The organism is Thalassotalea mangrovi (genome assembly GCF_005116735.1).
GTDB classification, from domain to species: domain Bacteria; phylum Pseudomonadota; class Gammaproteobacteria; order Enterobacterales; family Alteromonadaceae; genus Thalassotalea_A; species Thalassotalea_A mangrovi.
This window is the reverse complement of record NZ_SWDB01000041.1, coordinates 1-19386: the sequence shown is the minus strand read 5'-3', so window position 1 is coordinate 19386 and position 19386 is coordinate 1. Positions and strand designations below refer to the sequence as shown.

Here is a 19386-nt window from a genome sequence, read left to right as displayed (position 1 = left end):
AAAAAGTTATCTTTAACTCTCGGTTATATGCTGTGGCAGCAGGCACAGGAATGCTGATTATCATCGCGGGATTTAAGAATAGCGAAAGTTTAAGCTAGTATGTAAACAAACGACCAAGGAAATGCAGAGTAAATGGCGAAAATTACTTTTATCACCACAAATAACGACGTAATGGAAGTTGAAGGGAGCAGTGGCTCGGTTATGGAATTAGCGGTTGAGAATAATGTTCCTGGCATATATGGAGACTGTGGCGGCGTGTGCAGTTGCGCTACCTGTCATGTGCATGTCGCGCCAGATGATATGGCCAAGGTCGGAGAGCAGGGGGAGATCGAGAAAGACTTGCTGGATATGAACGACTGCGCCACGGAATACAGCCGACTTAGCTGTCAGATAGAGGTCAGTGATGCCATTGATGGCATAACACTGACCGTCGCCGAATATTAATTGATACCGGGATTGCACCCCGTTAACTATCGTCATCGGTCAGAAGTCCATCGCTTTCTGCGGTCTGCTGCTGATCCGCCAGCCGCTCCCGCTCCGCTTTCGACACATATTTGGGCTTGTTGCTTTTATGCAGCTTTTTATTGGTCTTTTTCTTTTTGGCCATCAATATGGATTTAATTTTCTTTTTTCGGTTCATAAAAGATTAAAGGTCTCCGGTTTCAGGTTTCAGGTCTCGGAGTGCGAACGGCCTTAAATCGAGGGTTCAGGTCTCGGAGGGCGAAAGGCCTAAAATTTGAGCAACTAGCACGCTGATAAATCAGCTCCTGGCACACGGTTAAAAACCGTTCCTGGCATGCAATCGAAGATTGCGCCTAGTAAAAGCTTATGAGCGAGATCCCGGCCTCGGCAATTGCTCCATGCATTGCTCTACCTCCTACATCCATGCAGTCGTTCGCCGGGATGACATCAGTAATCTAAAATTTTAGGCTCTTCGTTGTCACCGAAAATTGCTCCTGCATTTTCGGCATACCGGTCATCCATGACCATAACCCTTAGATACCTTTAGACACCCTCAGACATCCTAAAAAGTTAGCCGAGCTCAGAGTCTTCGTCATTTCCTGCGACGACAGGAAATCTCAGCCAAAACATAAAAAGCGAGATCCCCACTTTCGTGAGGATGACATAACTTTTGGCTCTTCGTTGTCACCCTTAGACACCTTTCGACACCCCTAGACACCCAAAACCTAACTAAGGTTTCAGGTTTCAGGTCTCAGGCTTCCGGTTTCAGGCCTCAGAAAGCAAGCACTTACCGCTTATAGCTTACAGCTCGCTAAACATCATACGTCGTCGACGAAGTATCTCCGCCGCGACCGGTCCAGTTGGTATGGAAAAATTCGCCTCGCGGCTTGTCTTTACGCTCATACGTGTGGGCACCAAAGTAATCCCGTTGCGCCTGTAATAAATTGGCAGGTAAATCTTTACAACGATAGCCATCAAAATAGCTCAATGCCGATGCCAGGCAGGGGATAGAAATACCGGCCAGAGTCGCCTCGCTCACGACCTTGCGCCAGCCAGGTTGAGCGGCTTTAATCGCCTGGTTAAAGTAATCATCCAGTAACAGGTTGTCGATTTCTGGATTTTTGTCGTAAGCCTTTTTGATGTCGTCTAAAAATACGCTGCGGATAATACAGCCACCACGCCACATCAGGGCAATCGCGCCATAATCCAGTTCCCAGCCAAAATCTTCAGAAGCCTGTTTCATCAGTGCATAACCCTGGGCATAGGACACCATTTTTGAGGCCAGTAATGCATCTTTCAAGGCGTCGATAAAAGCTTGTTTATCACCGCTGAATTTCGTTGTAACACCGTCGATAATGTCCGCAGCAACAACGCGCTGCTCTTTTTGTGCCGACAGGCAACGGGCAAATACCGCTTCACCAATCAGGGTCAGTGGTGTGCCTAAATGTAATGCTGTTACCCCAGTCCACTTACCGGTACCTTTCTGACCAGCGGTGTCGAGAATAACATCGATTAACGGCTTGCCGTCTTCTTTGTAGGCCATGATGTCAGCGGTAATGTCTATCAGGTAACTGCTTAATTCGGTTTGCTTCCAGTCAGCGAAAACCTGCGCCATTTCATCGACGGATAACTCGAGCACATCACGCATTAGCAGATAGGCTTCACAGATCAACTGCATATCGCCATATTCGATGCCGTTATGCACCATTTTTACGAAATGGCCGGCACCGCCGTTACCCACCCAGTCACAGCAGGGGACATCGCCGTTAACCTTGGCGGCGATAGCCTGAAAGATAGGTTTAAGCTCTGGCCAGGCCGCTCTAGAACCGCCGGGCATTATTGATGGGCCGAGAAGTGCGCCTTCTTCACCGCCAGAAACACCGGTGCCTATGTACAGCAAGCCTTTTTCTTCAAGATAGGCTGTGCGGCGATCAGAATCTTCAAACTGGCTGTTGCCGCCGTCGATGATAATATCCCCTTCGCTAAGATGCGGTAATAGTTGTTCAATTGTCGCATCAACGGCGCTACCCGCTTTGACCATCAGCATGATTTTTCTGGGACTGGACAGTGAATTGACAAACTCTTCGATACTGTGCGCGCCGCGAATGCTTTTATCTTTACCCCGGCCATTGATAAAGCGGGTAACTTTATCGGTGGTGCGATTATACGCGGTGACGGTAAATCCTTTTGAAGCCATGTTTAAAATCAGGTTTTCACCCATGACCGCGAGGCCGATAACGCCAATGTCTGACAGGTTTTTCATATTCAATACTCTTATTCGTCAGGAATCGAAGATCGTTTGTGCAGTAGCCACTGCGCAACAATGTACAACCACAATCAGTGATCAACGAAATTATTAACGCTTATTGTACATAGATATCGGTGCTTTGGCTTGGCGGATTGTTAAATAAATGTGATTCCAGGCAATGCATCAGCGCTGGTATTTACCGGACGGGAGCATTAATGAAATTTAAACAACTGGTCCAACTTAATGAATTATGGTGGTTTTTTAATGTTGAAAGCGCTAACCTTTGGGGCTCTGCCGGATTTTTGCGCAGAATATGAGGCAGCTATTTTCAGAGGTTTTCTATGTTAGATTCGATTCGCAATAACATTCGTGTATTAGGTGAAATTCTCGGACAAACCATTGCCATTGAGCAAGGACCTGAGTGGGTTGATCGCATTGAAGCGATTCGGGCTCTGGCCAAGGAGGCTAATAGCAATGAAGCAGCATTAGATAAGATGCAGGACATCTTCAGCGAGATGTCGCAGCCCGATATGCTGGTGTTAGCGCGTGCCTTCAGTCAGTTTTTGAATCTGGCTAACATTGCCGAGCAACAATATACCATTTCCGAACAGGGACTGGCGGAGCTGGATCTGCCACACCCGTTAACCGAATTGAAAACCAAAGTCGGCGGCATTGCACCTGATAAAATTCGTCAGGCGTTACAAAAGCTGCGTATTGAATTGGTGCTCACCGCCCACCCGACCGAGGTGAATCGACGCACCTTCATTCATAAATATCATCAAATCGCCGATCAACTGGATAAGCACCGCGATGATTTTTCGCGGATCAGTGAACTGGTTGAGCAAGCCTGGTTTACCAATGAAATTCGCCAGCAACGACCGACTCCTTTAGATGAGTCGCGTTGGGGGCTGGACGTGATTTCCGATAGCTTATGGTCGGCATTACCGCAATTTATGCGTGAACTCGATCAGGTATGCCAGCAGTTACTGGGTGAACCTTTAGCCGATGACTTCATGCCAGTGAATATTGCCAGCTGGATGGCGGGTGATAGGGATGGAAATCCATTTGTTACCGCCAAGCTCAGTCGTGAAGCGATAATGAATGCACGGATTCGTGCGACCCGGTTGTATTTGCGGGATATGCGCGAGCTATACCTGGAAATGTCGATGCACAAAGCCGACGCTGACTTGCTGGCGGCAGATGTGCGTGGCAGTGGCCCATATCGACAGCAATTAAAGTTGCTAATCAATCGTCTCGAACAGAATCTTGAATTGTTATTAAATGGTAATACCCTGGGCAGTATCGAAGATGCCAATGAATTATTGCAGCCATTAATGCGCTGTCGCCAGAGTCTTCTTAATCATGGGATGCAGCGCGCTGGCAATGCGAAATTACTGGATTTAATTCGCCAGGTGCAATGTTTTGGCATATCGATGGTGAATCTGGATGTTCGTCAGCACAGCGAACGGCATGATGCGGCGATGGCGGAAATTCTCAAATATCTCGAGTTAGGGGATTACTTGCAATGGGACGAACAACAACGCCAGCAGTTTCTGGTCGCCGAACTTAACTCGAATCGTCCGCTGTTGCCTGAGCATAAATGGAGTGACGAGACCCAGGAAGTCCTCGATACTTTCGCAATGATCGCCGAACAACCGCAACAGGTGTTGGGTATCTACATTATCTCCATGGCAAGCAATGCCAGTGACGTTTTACTGGTGCGTTTGTTGATGAAAATCTGTGGGGTGAAGTGGCATATGCCGATCGCGCCCTTGTTTGAAACCCTGGATGATTTAAATAATGCTCCAGCGGTGATGGAAGAGCTGCTGTCGCTGGATGTATATACGCAAAGCTGCGCCGGTCAGCAAACAGTGATGATTGGATATAGCGACTCAGCCAAAGACGCTGGCGTGCTGGCTGCGAGTTGGGCTCAGTACCAGGCCCAGGAGGCATTGGCAAAGGTGTTTGCCAGCAAAGGCATTTTACTGAAATTGTTCCATGGCCGGGGCGGCACCATTGGACGTGGCGGCGGACCTGCTCACGCTGCGGTGGCATCGCAGCCTCCGGGCACCCTGGAAGGCGGTTTACGGGTAACTGAGCAGGGGGAAACGATTCGCTATAAATTTGGCTTGCCCAATTTAGCAGTGCGTAGTTTACATCTATATGCATCAGCGATTCTTGAGTCATTAATTATCCCGCCAAAATCGCCAAAAACCACCTGGCGTGAATTGATGGACGCCATGGCCGCGGATAGCTGTAAAATCTATCGAAGCTATGTGCAGGAGCAGCCTGAGTTCGTGCGCTATTTCCGCCAGGCAACGCCTGAGCAGGAATTATCGTCACTGCCGCTTGGGTCCAGACCTGCCAAACGTCGTGCTGATGGCGGCATTGAGTCATTGCGGGCAATTCCCTGGATTTTTGCGTGGAGTCAGAACCGCATGGTCCTGCCGAGCTGGCTCGGCTTCGGTCAGGCGATCGCCAATCATCGCCAACAATACCAGTCATTGATTGACGAGATGCTTGCGCAATGGCCATATTTCCGCTCGCGATTATCGTTAATCGAAATGGTTTATCTGAAATCGAACCCGATGATTGCCAGTCGCTATGACGAAGCCCTGGTAGATGATGGATTGAAACCTTTGGGCGTTGGCTTACGACAACAACTGGCGAATGACCAGAAAACCGTACTCGCTGTCTCGGGCCATCAGCAACTGATGGAAAATGACCCATGGAATTTAAGTTCCTTTGAATTGCGTCGCCCGTATTTATTACCCCTGCACTTAATGCAGATTGAGGCGTTAAAGCGTTTGCGCGTATCACCTGAGAACTCAGGATGTGAGCAATTACTGATGCATACCATGGCCGGTATTGCGACAGGAATGCGTAACACCGGTTAGGTTTACGATTAAGTGACTAACGAAACCTGCAAAAAGAGCACATTATGTGCTCTTTTTTTTGGTAAGCAGCTTGTTGTTTATTTGTTGCCAGAGGTTTTACAAAAAATTAAGTGACGGTTAATCATAGTTCGATATGAGTGTTATTTCCTTATGTATTACAACGGGTTATAGGTGTTTTCAGGGGCGGTTTGCGAACGGCGGAGGCAATCGGCTAAGCGTCAGAATAATGGTATTTCCCGGGATTAATATTCCTGCTGTAACAAAACTGTCATATTTCTGTCTTATAATCGCCGACATAAGAATTTAAGTCGCTATGAAGGTTTAAACGTGACAATTTCCGCTAAAACTTTTGAGCCAAGGCAATTGAAAAATTCCCTGGCCCGCTGGATGATATCTGCCGGCGGTGTCAGTGTGTTATTCACCTTGGTGCTTATCTTTATGTATCTGGTTTATGTTATTAAACCGGTGTTTGAATCTGCCAGCATCGAACCGGAAACTACGATTCAATTTGTCGAACAGGGGAATACGGTTGCCGTTGGCGTGGATGAGCTGAAGGAAATCGGATTTCAAATTAGCGAGCAGGGCGTCATGTCCTTTTATCAGTTACGGGCCAACGACCAGCACCCGGTTGGTGAGCAATTGCTGATAGAACCTCTTCTTATTGACGACGAAACCCTGCAAAAAGTACGGGCAACCACTGCCAATCAATACATCCTGCTCACCACCAAGGGCACCATTAAAGTCGTGCAACCTGCATTTTTACTGTCGTTCGACGGTGACAAGCGAATGATGAAACCGGCAGTTAGGTATCCACTGGGTGAAGACGCGATTTTCATTGATGAGAATGAAGCGAAAATCGTTGATTTTTCTTTTGTGATGAACGAAGAAAAAGCGGTGATACTGGCACTGACAGAAGATAAACGCCTGATTAAAACGTCGTTAATCGCGGAAGACGATTTTAACTATGATCCGGAGTTCTCCGCAGAATATCAGTTAGTCCAGGAAGACGTTGAGGCGATTGATTTTATCCAAGTGACTCCGGATATGACCCTGGGTATGGTGGCAAGCAATAACGAAGTCAGTGTATATGAGCTAGACAGTGATTGGGATGTGCCACTCAAAGGTCAGTTCAATCCGGTCATTGAACAAAAAGCTAACATCACTGCGATGGCGCTATTATCAGGCAGTAGCTCGATTCTGTTTGGTACCGATAAAGGTAAAGTGCTGCAATGGTTTGAAGTGGCAACGGCGGATGGTCGCGAATTTCAGCAGATTCGAAGTTTTGGTGTCAGCGTTGATGAACCGGTAACGAAAATTTATCCGGAATTGTATCGTAAGAGCTTTTTTACCGTCACTCCAGCAGGCGAGGTGGGGTTGTTTTATACCACCAGTGAAGCGGATCTATGGCGCGGTCAGATGCTCGAGTCTGATCAGCAGTTGATGGCTATCGCCCCGCGAGCGAATGGCCTGGCCATTGCCGGCAACGGCGAGCTTGAGGTGTTAACGGTTCATAATGAGCATCCGGAAGTTACCTGGTCGGCGTTATGGCAGGAGGTCTGGTACGAAGGGTACCCGGAACCTGATTATATCTGGCAATCTACCTCTGGGTCGGATGACTTTGAGGCAAAATTCTCTCTGGTACCGATCTCGTTTGGTACCATGAAAGCAGCCATGTATGCGATGTTGTTTGCTGTACCTGTCGCCATTGCTGCGGCCATTTACACCGCTTACTTTATGCCACCGGTGATGCGTCGCACGGTGAAACCAACCATTGAGTTAATGGAAGCATTGCCAACAGTAATCTTAGGCTTTTTGGCCGGTCTTTGGCTGGCTCCGTTAATTGAGGCTTATTTACCAGCTGTATTTCTGTTGCTGATTCTTCTGCCACTGGCCACGTTTGTCACTGCATTTGCCTGGTATAAGTTGCCGAAAAATATCAAAGTGATGTTACCTGAGTCCTTTGCACCGCTGATCATTCTGCCGGTGTTGATATTGGCGGCATTGCTGGCGTTTTACCTGTCACCGGTTGTCGAAGCCAGTTGGTTTGGTGGTGATATGCGCAAGTTCATTACCAATGATTTAGGTATCGATTTTGACCAACGTAATGCATTGGTTGTTGGTATCGCGATGGGCTTCGCAGTAATTCCGACCATCTTCTCGATGGCTGAAGATGCGATTTTCAGTGTACCTAAGCACTTAACATCAGGCTCCCTGGCGCTGGGTGCTACCCAGTGGCAGACGCTGGTAAAAGTCGTGCTCCTGACTGCAAGCCCGGGCATTTTCTCGGCGGTAATGATGGGACTGGGACGCGCTGTTGGTGAGACCATGATTGTCCTGATGGCAACTGGTAACACGCCGGTAATCGACTGGAGTATTTTCCAGGGGATGCGTACCTTGTCGGCAAATATTGCGGTTGAGATGCCGGAATCTGAAGTTGGTAGTTCCCATTACCGCATCTTATTCCTTGCAGCCTTTGTGTTGTTTGTTTTCACCTTTGTCTTTAACACCTTGGCTGAGTTTGTTCGTCAGCGATTGCGTGAAAAGTACAGCTCTCTGTAGTGTTTAAGTAGGATTATATTAACGATGAAAACATGGTTTAAATCAGGCTCTCCATGGGTTTGGCTTTCAGCGGCCGGGGTGAGCATCAGTTTAATCTCTGTCGTGGGATTGTTGTTTCTGATTGCCTCAAGAGGTCTGTCCTTCTTTTGGCCATCGCAAATCCATCAGTTTGAATTACAAACGGCTCAGGGACAAACCTCTGTGGTAATCGGTGAGATTTATGATCGCGAGCGTATTCCTGCCAGCCAGCTAAATAACGCTCAGGTTGACTTAGGCGATGCGGAGAGTGTTGAACGCTACCTGGTAAAAACCGGTAACCGGGAGTTGGTTAACCTGGATTTTCGCTGGGTATTGGAACCTATGGTGCAGCAACAATCCCAACCTGAAGACGTTGCGGTCATTGAGCGTCGTACCAATGGTAACTTCTACGGCTTTATCGAAGAAGTTTATATGGATGGTGAATCGGTTGATGTTGCTAAGCTCGACAGCTTTATCGACCGGGTAAATGAGCTGCAGGAAGACATTGAACAACTGCAGGGTACCGACATCGGTGCCATTAACTATGAGCTTGAGCGGATTCGTTTAAAAGAGCGTAAAGCCGAGCTTGATGGCATGTTGACCGATGAAGTTAAAACGGGCTTTGAAAAACGCCGCCAGGAACTGGCCGCTGAATACAAAGAGCTGGAAGCAAATCTGAATAAGCTACGCCGTGACGTACAACGTGACAAGATCGTAGTGCGTGCCATGGATGGACAGACGGTTGATATTAATCTTGAGCAGGTATTGCAGATCAACTTTAACAACCAGATGGGCTTTTTCAGTAAACTCGGTCAGTTTTTTACCCAAATCGGTAATTTTATTGGCGATGACCCTCGTGAAGCCAATACCGAAGGCGGGGTGTTTCCAGCCATTTTCGGAACCGTATTGATGGTACTACTGATGACTGTGATTGTATCACCGTTAGGCGTTGTCGCCGCCATCTACCTACACGAATATGCGGGCAATAATGCATTTACTAAGCTATTACGAATTGCGGTGATCAACCTTGCTGGTGTTCCATCAATCGTTTATGGCGTATTTGGTCTCGGCTTTTTTGTCTACATGGTCGGTGGTTCAATTGACCAGTTATTTTATCCGGAGTCATTACCAAGCCCAACATTTGGTTCCCCCGGCGTACTTTGGTCGGCAATCACCCTGGCTATTCTGACTTTACCGGTTGTCATTGTTTCCACTGAAGAAGGCCTGGCACGGATTCCATCCTCGATGCGTCATGGCTCGTTGGCGCTTGGCGCCACCAAAGCAGAAACCTTGTGGCGTATTATTCTGCCAATTGCCAGCCCGGCGATCATGACGGGTATTATTCTGGCTATTGCCCGTGCCGCCGGTGAGGTTGCACCGTTAATGCTGGTGGGTGTCGTAAAAATGGCACCATCTCTGCCACTGGACGGCAATTTCCCGTTCCTGCATTTAGACCGCAAATTTATGCACTTAGGTTTCCACATTTATGACGTTGGTTTCCAAAGTCCGAACGTTGAAGCGGCCCGACCTTTAGTCTATGCGACGGCGTTATTGCTGGTCACCATTATTGTTGCCCTGAATATGACGGCGGTATCGATTCGAAACCGTCTGCGCGAAAAATATCGTGCTTTAGAGCACTAATGTGAATCTGAAGTACAAAAAGTTAATTGAGAATCAAAGATATGATTAATGTAAATCCACAAATATTAACCCAAGGCAATAAGCTGGATATCAATAATTTGTCTCCTGAGCAGGTGGCGTTGGAAATTAAAAACCTCAATCTTCACTACGGAGATAAGCAGGCGCTAAATGATATTTCGATGAAGATTCCAAAAGGCCAGGTGACCGCATTTATCGGCCCAAGTGGTTGCGGTAAATCGACGCTATTGCGTTGTATCAACCGGATGAACGATTTGGTAGACAGTTGCCGTATCGATGGCGCGATTGAACTGCACGGCGACAACATTTATTCCAAGCATGTTGATGTGGCGCAATTGCGCCGTAAAGTTGGCATGGTATTCCAGCGCCCGAATCCGTTCCCTAAATCCATTTATGAAAACGTGGTTTACGGCTTGCGTCTGGTCGGCCAGAACAATCGTCGGGTCCTGGATGAAGTGTGTGAACGCTCTTTGCGCGCCGCGGCACTATGGGACGAAGTTAAAGATCGTATTCACGACAGTGCGCTGGGATTATCTGGTGGTCAGCAGCAACGTCTGGTAATCGCCCGGGCGATTGCCATTGAGCCAGAGGTATTGTTACTCGATGAGCCGACCTCTGCCCTGGACCCGATTTCAACCTTGACCATTGAAGAGCTAATCAATGATCTGAAGAAAAAATACACCGTGGTGATCGTTACCCACAATATGCAACAGGCGGCTCGTGTCAGTGACCAGACCGCCTTTATGTATATGGGTGATTTGATTGAGTATGCTGATACCAATACACTGTTTACCACACCTGCTAAGAAAAAGACCGAAGACTATATTACCGGCCGCTACGGTTAATCGAAGGAGATTTCCGATGGAAAAGTTTAATACCGGCAAACACATTTCTGGCCAGTTTAACCAGGAATTGGAGACCGTCCGCAACCAGGTCATGACCATGGGCGGATTAGTTGAGCAGCAACTGACTGATGCCCTGGCATCGGTTAGTGAAAACAATGAAGACCTGGCGCAAAAAGTATTAACCAGTGACTATAAAATTAATAGCCTGGAAGTGTCGATTGATGAAGAATGCACCCGCATCATTGCCAAACGTCAGCCTGCGGCCAGTGATTTACGCCTGATTATGGCGATCATCAAAACCATTGCTGATTTAGAACGCATTGGCGATGAAGCAGAAAAGATATCAAAAGTAACGTTAGAGCATTTTCCCGGCAAAAAGCATGACTTTTTACTAAATCTGGAAAATCTCGGCCGCCTGGTTTTGTCCACCCTACATGACACCCTAGACGCGTTTGCTCGCATGGACTTCGATGCTGCGGTAAAGGTGCATCAAAACGATGACAGAATTGATCGTGAATATGAGGCGATGATGCGCCAGCTGATGACGTATATGATGGAAGACCCCCGTTCAATCCCGTCAATTATGAGCGTTATTTGGTCAGCGCGAGCGCTGGAGCGTATTGGCGATCGCTGTCAGAACATCTGTGAATACGTGATTTACTTTGTTAAAGGCAAAGTTGTTCGTCATATTTCTGAACAGGATATGCACGAGCTAAAATCGTAACATTATGAATTTACTTGAAATACTGTTAGTTTAGTTGGGTAATTAGGGTCTTTTCCCAGAATAATCCATAATTAACGGTTGAAATGGGGGGCAAATCACGTATATTTGCCCCGAATTTTAGAAAGCAGCAAACTTAGGTTGCAGGAAATAATATGTCTGCCAATAACATTCTTGGTGTCTTTGCAAAGTCACCATTAAAACCCCTCAAACAGCACGTTAATGCTGTCAATAAATGTGCAAAACTACTTCCTTCCATGTTTTCCGCTTGTGCCCAGCAGGACTGGCCAAAAGCTGAAGATATCCGCAAGCAGATTTCTGTGATGGAAAAAGAAGCGGACCAGTTAAAACGCAAAATTCGTACTGAACTTCCCGGTGGCATCTTTATGCCGGTGCAACGTACCGATATGCTGGAGCTGGTGAGCCAACAGGATAAAATTGCCAACAAAGCGAAAGACATCGCGGGTCGCATCCTGGGTCGTCAGATCAAGGTACCAGAGCAGCTATCTAACGATTTTGATGCTTATTTATCGCGTTGCCTGGATGCCATCAAGCAGGCCGCGAAAGCTGTTAACGAAATGGACGAGCTACTTGAAGCCGGCTTTGCTGGTCGTGAACTGGATTTTGTCGAGACCATGATTCATGAACTGGACGCGATTGAAGACGATACCGATATTATGCAGGTGAAGTTACGTCAAAGTTTACTGGCGATCGAGAAAACGCTGGATCCGGTTGATGTCATGTTCTTGTATCAGATCATTGAGTGGGTTGGTGATTTAGCCGACATCGCAGAACGTGTAGGCGCTCGCCTTGAAATCATGTTAGCAAGATAAAGATAAGGTTTCGTATTAATGGATATTTTAGCTAATTATGGAACCATGTTGGTTCTGGTTGCCGCCGCAGTAGGCTTTTTTATGGCCTGGGGTATCGGTGCTAATGACGTAGCCAATGCGATGGGAACATCCGTTGGTTCCAAGGCGTTAACGATTAAGCAGGCAATCATCATTGCAATGATTTTTGAATTCGCCGGTGCTTATCTGGCCGGTGGTGAGGTAACGTCGACGATTCGTAAAGGCATTATTGATGCCAGCTACTTTACCGATATACCTGAACAACTGGTATTCGGGATGATTTCTGCTTTATTTGCTGCCGCCACCTGGTTGTTAGTGGCGTCCTATTTGGGATGGCCAGTGTCAACGACACACTCAATTGTCGGTGCCATTATTGGTTTCTCGGCCATCGGTGTAGGAGTAGAGACGGTAGCCTGGAACAAGGTACTGGGCATCGTCGGCAGTTGGATTGTAACCCCGCTGATCGCTGGTGTGTTCTCCTTTATTATTTTCAACAGCGCACAGAAGCTAATTTTTGATACCGACAAACCGGTTGAACAGGCAAAACGCTGGGTACCTATGTACATGTTTCTGGCCGGTTTCGTCCTGTCGCTTGTGACTATTAAAAAGGGTTTAAAGCATATCGGTCTGGAAATCGGTACGGCGGAAGGCTACATCTATGCGATAGCCGTTGCCCTTGCGGTGGCGTTAGCTGGTAAATTCTTTATCTCTCGTCTTGATTTAAACCTTAAAGCTGACCGCCGCGCACAATACATGAACGTAGAAAAAGTATTTGCGATTTTGATGGTAATTACCGCTTGTTGTATGGCATTTGCTCACGGTTCAAACGACGTAGCTAACGCCATCGGTCCATTAGCGGCAGTAGTAAGCATTATTGAAAATAATGGTGAAATCGCGTCTAAAGCGGCACTAGCCTGGTGGATTTTGCCATTGGGTGGTTTAGGTATTGTTGCCGGCCTTGCCATTTTTGGCCACCGCGTCATTGCCACCATTGGTAAAGGCATTACCCACTTAACCCCAAGCCGTGGTTTTGCCGCAGAGCTCGCCGCTGCCTGTACCGTTGTAGTTGCATCGGGTACTGGTTTGCCAATTTCTACGACGCAAACCCTAGTCGGTGCGGTATTAGGTGTGGGCATGGCCCGTGGTATCGCCGCGATTAATATGGGCGTGGTTCGCAACATCGTTGTATCCTGGGTGATCACCTTGCCAGTTGGCGCTACCTTATCGATCATGTTCTTCTGGATGATCAAAGGCGCGTTAAGCTAAAGCAAAAGCTGTAAGATAGAAGCGATAAGCTGTAAGTAATAGCTTTTTTGAAAACCAGAACTTGTCCGCAGGTTCTGGTTTTTTTATACCTACCACCAATCAAACTTCCTACTTACAAGAAGGCTTTAAGGCTATAGAGCTGTAATGCTGTAAGTAAAAAGCGGCTTTTACTTTACGGCTTACTGCCTTACAGCCTGGTTTTTGCTCTTACTTACAGCTTACGGCTTACAGCTTGCAGCTTGCCGCTTTTCCACTAACATTTAACTAATTCACCCACAATAAGTGATTGACCATGTTAGCCTGCGAACCGCTCAGGGTTTGCCAGACATTGGCCATGATGTTATTGACAAGTTGTGCCGTCAATCTATGGGCAGCGCCCGGCGCACCTGACGAAAAACTATCTTCATCGACAACTTTAGAGGCCCGCCAGGATCAGGCACAGGCCGATACTTACCTGCCACTTGTTAGCAATAGTGCCTGGGAAGAAAAGGTTGCCCAGGATGGCTTTTACGATAACCCCTTTAGCGTTTCTGTGTTTTCCGCCGATCACGGTGAAGACAGAGAACGACTGTGGTCGCAGACGAAATCCATTTTTGTATACGGCTTTGGTGTTATCGGCGTAATTGCCTTAATGCCAGAGGAAATCTCCAACTGGGAGAAAGACGGCGAGTTAATGCGTAAATGGGGCGATAACGTCAGGGAAGGGCCGGTATGGGATCGTGATGTCTTCTGGATTAACTATATTGGTCACCCATATTCCGGGGGCATTTATTATCAGGTGGCTCGAAAATCTGGTTATCGTCAATGGGATTCGTTTATGTATGCGACTCTCATGTCTACGTTTTACTGGGAGTATGGCGTCGAAGCGTTTGCAGAAACGCCTTCCATTCAAGACCTGGTGGTCACTCCGGTTATGGGCTGGGCATTCGGCGAATGGATGCATCAAACGGAACGTCGTTTGCGAATGGGGGACGGCAAGGTTATGGGATCAGAAGGACTTGGAACATTATCCTTATGGTTGCTCGACCCAGTTGACTCATTGGGAAGGGGCATTAATCAATTATTTAATCGGCAGATATTTAAAGCTGGCACTGGCTATATTAATTACCACTCGCAACAGATTCAGTCAGAAGGAGAAGCCGGACTTTTGCGGGAAAATCAGTGGCAGGTCCAGATGCATTTTCAGTTTGGTGATGGCAAGCCACTGACCGCAACGTCGACACCTTTGTATTACCAGTTCAGTCGCGACCCTATTGATTACAGCATTATTGGTATTGGCGTTGGCGGCGGTTATGCCTGGCTGGATAATGTCTGGCGGGTGGAAGATGATCCCTTTGCCGAGTTTAGCCTCGGGCTTTATTTCACTAACGACTTCTCCGCCCGGTTGAATTACGCTCGCGCTCATTTTCAGCAGCGCTCCGATTCTGAAAAGCTTACCTATGAAAACTACAGCATTAGTGGTCAGTATTATTTTCGCGCCGACAGCGATTTTCGCCCTTATCTAACCGCCGGAATAGGGGAGATGTTGCGTGATCAGGATCGCGATTTAAAATCCTTCTTCAGTCATGCCGGTCTTGGATTGCATATGAAACTTAGCAATAACATCGCCATTCAAACCGATATTGCTCGTTATTTTTCGACTAAACTCGATACTCAGGAGGATCTACTTCGCCTTAGTCTGATTTATCGGTTAGGCAAAGGTAATTGGCGCTGACATAAGATGAATACCCACTTACCCAACCTCAAACACCTGCAATACCTGGTTGCTTTGCATCATCATCAACATTTTCACAAGGCGGCAGAATCCTGTTTCGTCAGTCAGTCGACATTGAGTAGTGCCATCATTAAGCTCGAGCAGTTATTAAACTGTCAGTTGATTGAACGTGACCATAAAAACTTTGTGTTTACCCGACATGGCAAAGAAGTGGTGGCCATGGCGGAACAGTTGTTAAATCAGGCGGATGATTTGATTAATTACTGTCAGGTTCAGGGCAACCCTGCACAGGGAAAAATTTATCTCGGCTGTATTCCCACCATCGCCCCATTTTTGATGACTGAAGTAATCGAGCGCGCCCACCAGAGTTATCCCGGGTTGGATATGTTTGTCATTGAAGACACCACCGAAAATCTGCTCGATGCCCTGCAACATGGAAGAATTGATGTCGCGGTATTGGCACTACCGATTGATGACAAATTTTCCCAGGGATTTCATTATTTGCCGCTGGGAAAAGATGGCTTTTATCTGGCGGGGAGCCGGGCGTTAATTGACAAAGTCCTGGCCGATGGTGATTATCGCCATGTGAGCAAGGGGCAAATATTTGTCCTTAGCGAAGAACATTGCCTGACCCGTCATGCGCTGGCAGTATGCAAGGTTAACGAAAAAGAAAAACTGAATGACTTTGCGCCGACCAGTTTAACTACCCTAATGCAGATGACGTTGCACCACAAAGGCCTAACCTTTTTACCTCATATGGCGATCAAAAGGGGGTTGGCTGGCTACGCTGATATCGCCTATGCGCCGTTGCCTGGACATCCTAGTCGTGAGATCGCTTTAGTTTATCGACATCGTAGTTATCGTCAGGAAACCTATGAAAACCTGGCAAAAATTATCAAACCTCTTATATAGCACCTGAGTATTTCTATTCCTGCCATTATCTGTTTCAATAACTATTTAAAATTAATTCAAACTATTTTTCCCTGCGGTACGACTATAGGGGAAAAGTAGCTTTAAAAAGTAATTAACAGGGAAAATTTGTGTTTGAGCGAAGCGATGAAACCCTGATCAAACAGGCATTGAAAGGCAAGAAGTCGGCCTGGGTGCAGTTGGTCAGGCGCTATGAAAAGGGTATTTACAATTACGCCCTGCGCATGGTTGGTCACCCGGATGATGCTATGGACCTGATGCAGGAGATTTTTATCGCGGTGTTTCGCAATCTCAGCAGTTTTCGTGGCGATGCCAAATTCAAAAACTGGCTTTATCGGATTGCTCATTATCGTTGTATTGAGTTTTATCGACGCAAACGTCCGACCCAATCGCTCGATGATGAACCACAAGAGGTAACCGAGGAGTCCGATCAGCAACCCGAACAGTTGATGCATCAGACCCAACAGGCATTGGCGCTGGCGAATGCTATGCAAAGGTTGCCGATAAATCAGAGAACCGTGGTCGAACTAAAGTTTTTTCAGCATTTCACTTTTGATGAAATTGCTAACCAGCTTGGGGTGTCCAGCAATACGGTGAAATCAAGGTTGTACAGCGCATTGGATAAGTTAAGGGGTGTATTGGAGGTAGACTATGTCTGAGAAAGAACAATTATTTCAGGCCTGGCTGGATAACCGGCTAAGCGAACAGCAAAGTCAACGCCTGGAACAGCTGGCATTAACCGATGACGAATTGAAAAATCGTCTGGCAACGGCCCGCTATATCGAACAGCAGGTACATGGCTATGAAGAGCTAACGCCACCACCCTGGGATCCTGGCGGCATCGTTGCAGAACAAAACAACACACCCTGGTGGCAATGGTCCGGACTTTCGGTATTGTCGCTTGCCTGTTCCTGTTTTGCGATTGCTCTGGTGTTATTCAATGTGCGAATCACGGCTCAGACGGATGGGTTTGCCATCACCTTTGGTCAATCCGCACAAGGCAATAATAGCCAGCAGTTAGAAGCGCTGTTGGATCAAAGGCTACAACGATTTGCGGCTGAGCAGGAATTGGTGCTGGCCAACTATGCGTCTGACTTAAAAGATCAACAACAGGCAAATAACATACAGCTGGCCGGCTATTTGATGACGACAACGCGACAGGAAAGGCAACAGGATATGTCGCACTTTATCCAGTATGTCAATGAGCAACGCAGTGAAGATGCGTTAGACAACAAGCTTAAGTATCAACGGCTGGAATATGCCCTGCAGGCTCAGGCCCTGACTCAGGGGGTAGGGCAAGGTGTTTACCAGTCAACCAACTTCAACGAAGAGGACAAATAACATGAATAAGTTTAATAATGCGGTACTGCCTCTGGCGTTGTCCGTTATCAGCGCCTTTACCAGCGCGAACCTGGCTGCCAATGAACAACCTTATCAGGAACTGGGCAAGCAAATTGAGATCATGGAAGATATCTTTACCAGTGCTATCAAAAATGATGGCAATAATAACAACATGGGGCTGGCTGCCATAGAATCCATGTACCTGGCTAAACAGGGCGTGGTGTTTACGGTAAAGTCAAAACGTAATTTTCACTTCCCTGGATTTTCGGTACCGGTGCCGGTAGCGCCAGTTGCTCCTATGCCACCAGCGGGCTTTGAAAACAGTGAGTTGTTTGGTGAAGATTTACAGGTTGTTATCGATGAAGCCATGGAAGAGGCCGTGGTGGCGATGGAATATGCCCATGAAAATATGCGCATGGATGTCGAGAAACAACGACAACTGCGTGAGCAGGAACGCGAACTGGCTTATGAGCTCAGAGATATCGAACGCGAAAACCGGGATTTGGCCTTTAAAAAACGCACTCTCGATAAGGATGAGCTGAAGGAATTCGAAAAGCAGGTAGCGAAACTGGAACAGCGCAAGAAAGACTTGTTGCAGGAGAAACAACAATTAGCCAAAAAAGCCGGTGAACTCAAAGCGGAACAGGATAAGCTCCGTGATGAGCAAAGAAAGCAACAACAGGCATATTTTGCATCACTACAGACTAATCTCAGTGAAATATTGTGTACCTATGGTGCTGGTTTGAAGGCCTTGCCGGGCGATGAACACGTATCTTTAATCATTAAAGATGCCGCCTTTGACCCATCGGGCAGAACGTATAAGGACCAGGTGCTGGTGTTTGCCAAATCTGATATTAAGAAATGCTTGAGTGAATCTATCGATGCCAAGGGGTTATTAAAATCCGCGACCACTTATCAGCTTTAAGTAAGCAAATAAGAAAAAGGCCAGTCAATGACTGGCCTTTTTTTGCAATGAATAGAATTAATTGAGAATGTCGATAATTTCTCTGGAAGCGTCCACAAGGCGAATCAGCTTGCCATCAATTTTAACCGTGACGATGCCGTGTTTATCAACCGGAACGACAATATCCCGGTGTCTGTATACGTCATAACTGAGCACGGTGCCGCGTTGTAGTTTCTTTTGCCAACCTGGTGGCAACTCACCGCGCGCTGCTTTCTTTTTAAGGCCCGGTGGCAACTTATCTTTATCATTTTTGGCAAATACTGCCGTCGAGTTCAGGGTTAGCAGACCGGCAATGATCAGTACGATATAAGGTGTTTGCATCATGTTATCCTTCTGTCGTTTGTAAATTATTTTCAGTGACTTTATTTAAGGTGATGCCTAATAACCCTTTACCTTGTTGCAGGGTATTGTCATCAATGATTTTCCATACCTGTTCTTCTTTACCGCGACGAAACACCAGGTATTGTTCTTCACCGCGCTCACGTACAGTGACTTCATCATAATAAGTGCGCTTCCCTTCCTTTTCGATGTAATCTTCTCCAATAACGATATTGGGCACTTGAATTGCGTCGGCAAAGGCATCCAAAAATTCGTTTTTAGAGGCACTTTTAATCTGGTATTCGCCTTCATAACCGTGTCCACACCCCCACAGAAAAACGCAGGTTATTGCACAGGTAAGCATTTGCTTGAAACTCATATTTTTATAATCCTGAATATTAATTAATGGGTCAAGCAGCCTAATGCTGCATGGTAATTGGGGGCAGGTCTTTAATCGCAATGATTTTATATCATTTGCGATTAAAAGTACCGGTATCCAGGTAGGATACCGGATTATACCAATCACACTAAGTTTGTGCACAACTCAGAGTTAGGGCAGAGGTTCAGTTACAACATAGATTTCATTGATATAG

General features: G+C 46.9%; 17 protein-coding genes. 13 read left to right on the top strand and 4 right to left on the bottom strand.

Going from position 1 to position 19386, the window contains the following annotated elements; genetic code table 11:
• Positions 1-132 precede the first annotated feature (132 nt).
• Entirely contained in the window at positions 133-444 is a 312-nt protein-coding gene (locus E8M12_RS15690; protein ID WP_136737216.1) for a 2Fe-2S iron-sulfur cluster-binding protein, read from the top strand.
• Between the two features lie 22 nt (positions 445-466).
• On the opposite strand, the gene E8M12_RS15685 is transcribed toward E8M12_RS15690, so the two are convergent.
• Both E8M12_RS15685 and gnd read right to left on the bottom strand, forming a co-directional pair.
• Complete coding sequence (locus E8M12_RS15685; RefSeq protein WP_136737215.1) at positions 467-640, bottom strand: DUF2986 domain-containing protein; 174 nt, start codon at positions 638-640, stop codon at positions 467-469.
• A gap of 633 nt (positions 641-1273) precedes the next feature.
• On the bottom strand, positions 1274-2725 hold the full coding sequence (gene gnd, locus E8M12_RS15680; protein WP_136737214.1) for a decarboxylating NADP(+)-dependent phosphogluconate dehydrogenase: 1452 nt from the start codon (positions 2723-2725) through the stop codon (positions 1274-1276).
• Between the two features lie 326 nt (positions 2726-3051).
• Between gnd and ppc the strand changes: the two genes are divergently transcribed.
• From ppc to E8M12_RS15620, 12 genes are all read left to right on the top strand, one after another.
• Positions 3052-5607 (top strand): phosphoenolpyruvate carboxylase, encoded by a 2556-nt coding sequence (gene ppc, locus E8M12_RS15675; protein ID WP_136737213.1) that lies wholly within the window; start codon positions 3052-3054, stop codon positions 5605-5607.
• Between the two features lie 387 nt (positions 5608-5994).
• Positions 5995-8166: an ABC transporter permease subunit gene (locus E8M12_RS15670; protein ID WP_136737232.1), complete on the top strand. Its 2172-nt coding sequence runs from the start codon at positions 5995-5997 to the stop codon at positions 8164-8166.
• A 24-nt stretch (positions 8167-8190) separates the two neighbouring features.
• A complete protein-coding gene (gene pstA / locus E8M12_RS15665; RefSeq protein WP_136737212.1) occupies positions 8191-9825 on the top strand; it encodes a phosphate ABC transporter permease PstA in 1635 nt (544 codons plus the stop codon).
• Positions 9826-9866: 41 nt separating this feature from the next.
• Positions 9867-10688 (top strand): phosphate ABC transporter ATP-binding protein PstB, encoded by an 822-nt coding sequence (gene pstB / locus E8M12_RS15660; protein WP_136737211.1) that lies wholly within the window; start codon positions 9867-9869, stop codon positions 10686-10688.
• A gap of 16 nt (positions 10689-10704) precedes the next feature.
• Positions 10705-11412 (top strand): phosphate signaling complex protein PhoU, encoded by a 708-nt coding sequence (gene phoU / locus E8M12_RS15655; protein ID WP_136737210.1) that lies wholly within the window; start codon positions 10705-10707, stop codon positions 11410-11412.
• A 152-nt stretch (positions 11413-11564) separates the two neighbouring features.
• Positions 11565-12242 carry a TIGR00153 family protein gene (locus E8M12_RS15650; protein WP_136737209.1) on the top strand — a complete coding sequence of 226 codons (678 nt, stop codon included), beginning with the start codon at positions 11565-11567 and terminating at the stop codon, positions 12240-12242.
• An 18-nt stretch (positions 12243-12260) separates the two neighbouring features.
• Positions 12261-13526 carry an inorganic phosphate transporter gene (locus E8M12_RS15645; protein WP_136737208.1) on the top strand — a complete coding sequence of 422 codons (1266 nt, stop codon included), beginning with the start codon at positions 12261-12263 and terminating at the stop codon, positions 13524-13526.
• A gap of 292 nt (positions 13527-13818) precedes the next feature.
• Positions 13819-15240 carry a DUF3943 domain-containing protein gene (locus tag E8M12_RS15640; RefSeq protein ID WP_246034197.1) on the top strand — a complete coding sequence of 474 codons (1422 nt, stop codon included), beginning with the start codon at positions 13819-13821 and terminating at the stop codon, positions 15238-15240.
• Positions 15241-15246: 6 nt separating this feature from the next.
• Positions 15247-16152, top strand: a complete 906-nt coding sequence (locus E8M12_RS15635) for a hydrogen peroxide-inducible genes activator (RefSeq protein WP_136737207.1) — start codon at positions 15247-15249, stop codon at positions 16150-16152.
• Positions 16153-16280: 128 nt separating this feature from the next.
• Complete coding sequence (locus E8M12_RS15630) at positions 16281-16829, top strand: RNA polymerase sigma factor (protein WP_136737206.1); 549 nt, start codon at positions 16281-16283, stop codon at positions 16827-16829.
• Positions 16822-17511: an anti-sigma factor gene (locus E8M12_RS15625; RefSeq protein ID WP_136737205.1), complete on the top strand. Its 690-nt coding sequence runs from the start codon at positions 16822-16824 to the stop codon at positions 17509-17511. The genes E8M12_RS15630 and E8M12_RS15625 overlap by 8 nt, the downstream gene beginning before the upstream one ends.
• Position 17512: 1 nt before the next feature.
• Positions 17513-18436, top strand: coding sequence for a hypothetical protein (locus E8M12_RS15620; protein WP_136737204.1), 924 nt, complete (start codon positions 17513-17515; stop codon positions 18434-18436).
• Positions 18437-18493: 57 nt separating this feature from the next.
• Here the strand turns inward: E8M12_RS15620 and E8M12_RS15615 are convergent, their stop codons facing one another.
• A complete protein-coding gene (locus tag E8M12_RS15615) occupies positions 18494-18799 on the bottom strand; it encodes a hypothetical protein (protein ID WP_246034195.1) in 306 nt (101 codons plus the stop codon).
• 1 nt (position 18800) lies between these two features.
• The gene (locus E8M12_RS15610; protein WP_136737203.1) at positions 18801-19172 is read right to left on the bottom strand and encodes a hypothetical protein; all 372 of its coding nucleotides are present in this window, start codon (positions 19170-19172) and stop codon (positions 18801-18803) included.
• Positions 19173-19386 lie beyond the last annotated feature (214 nt).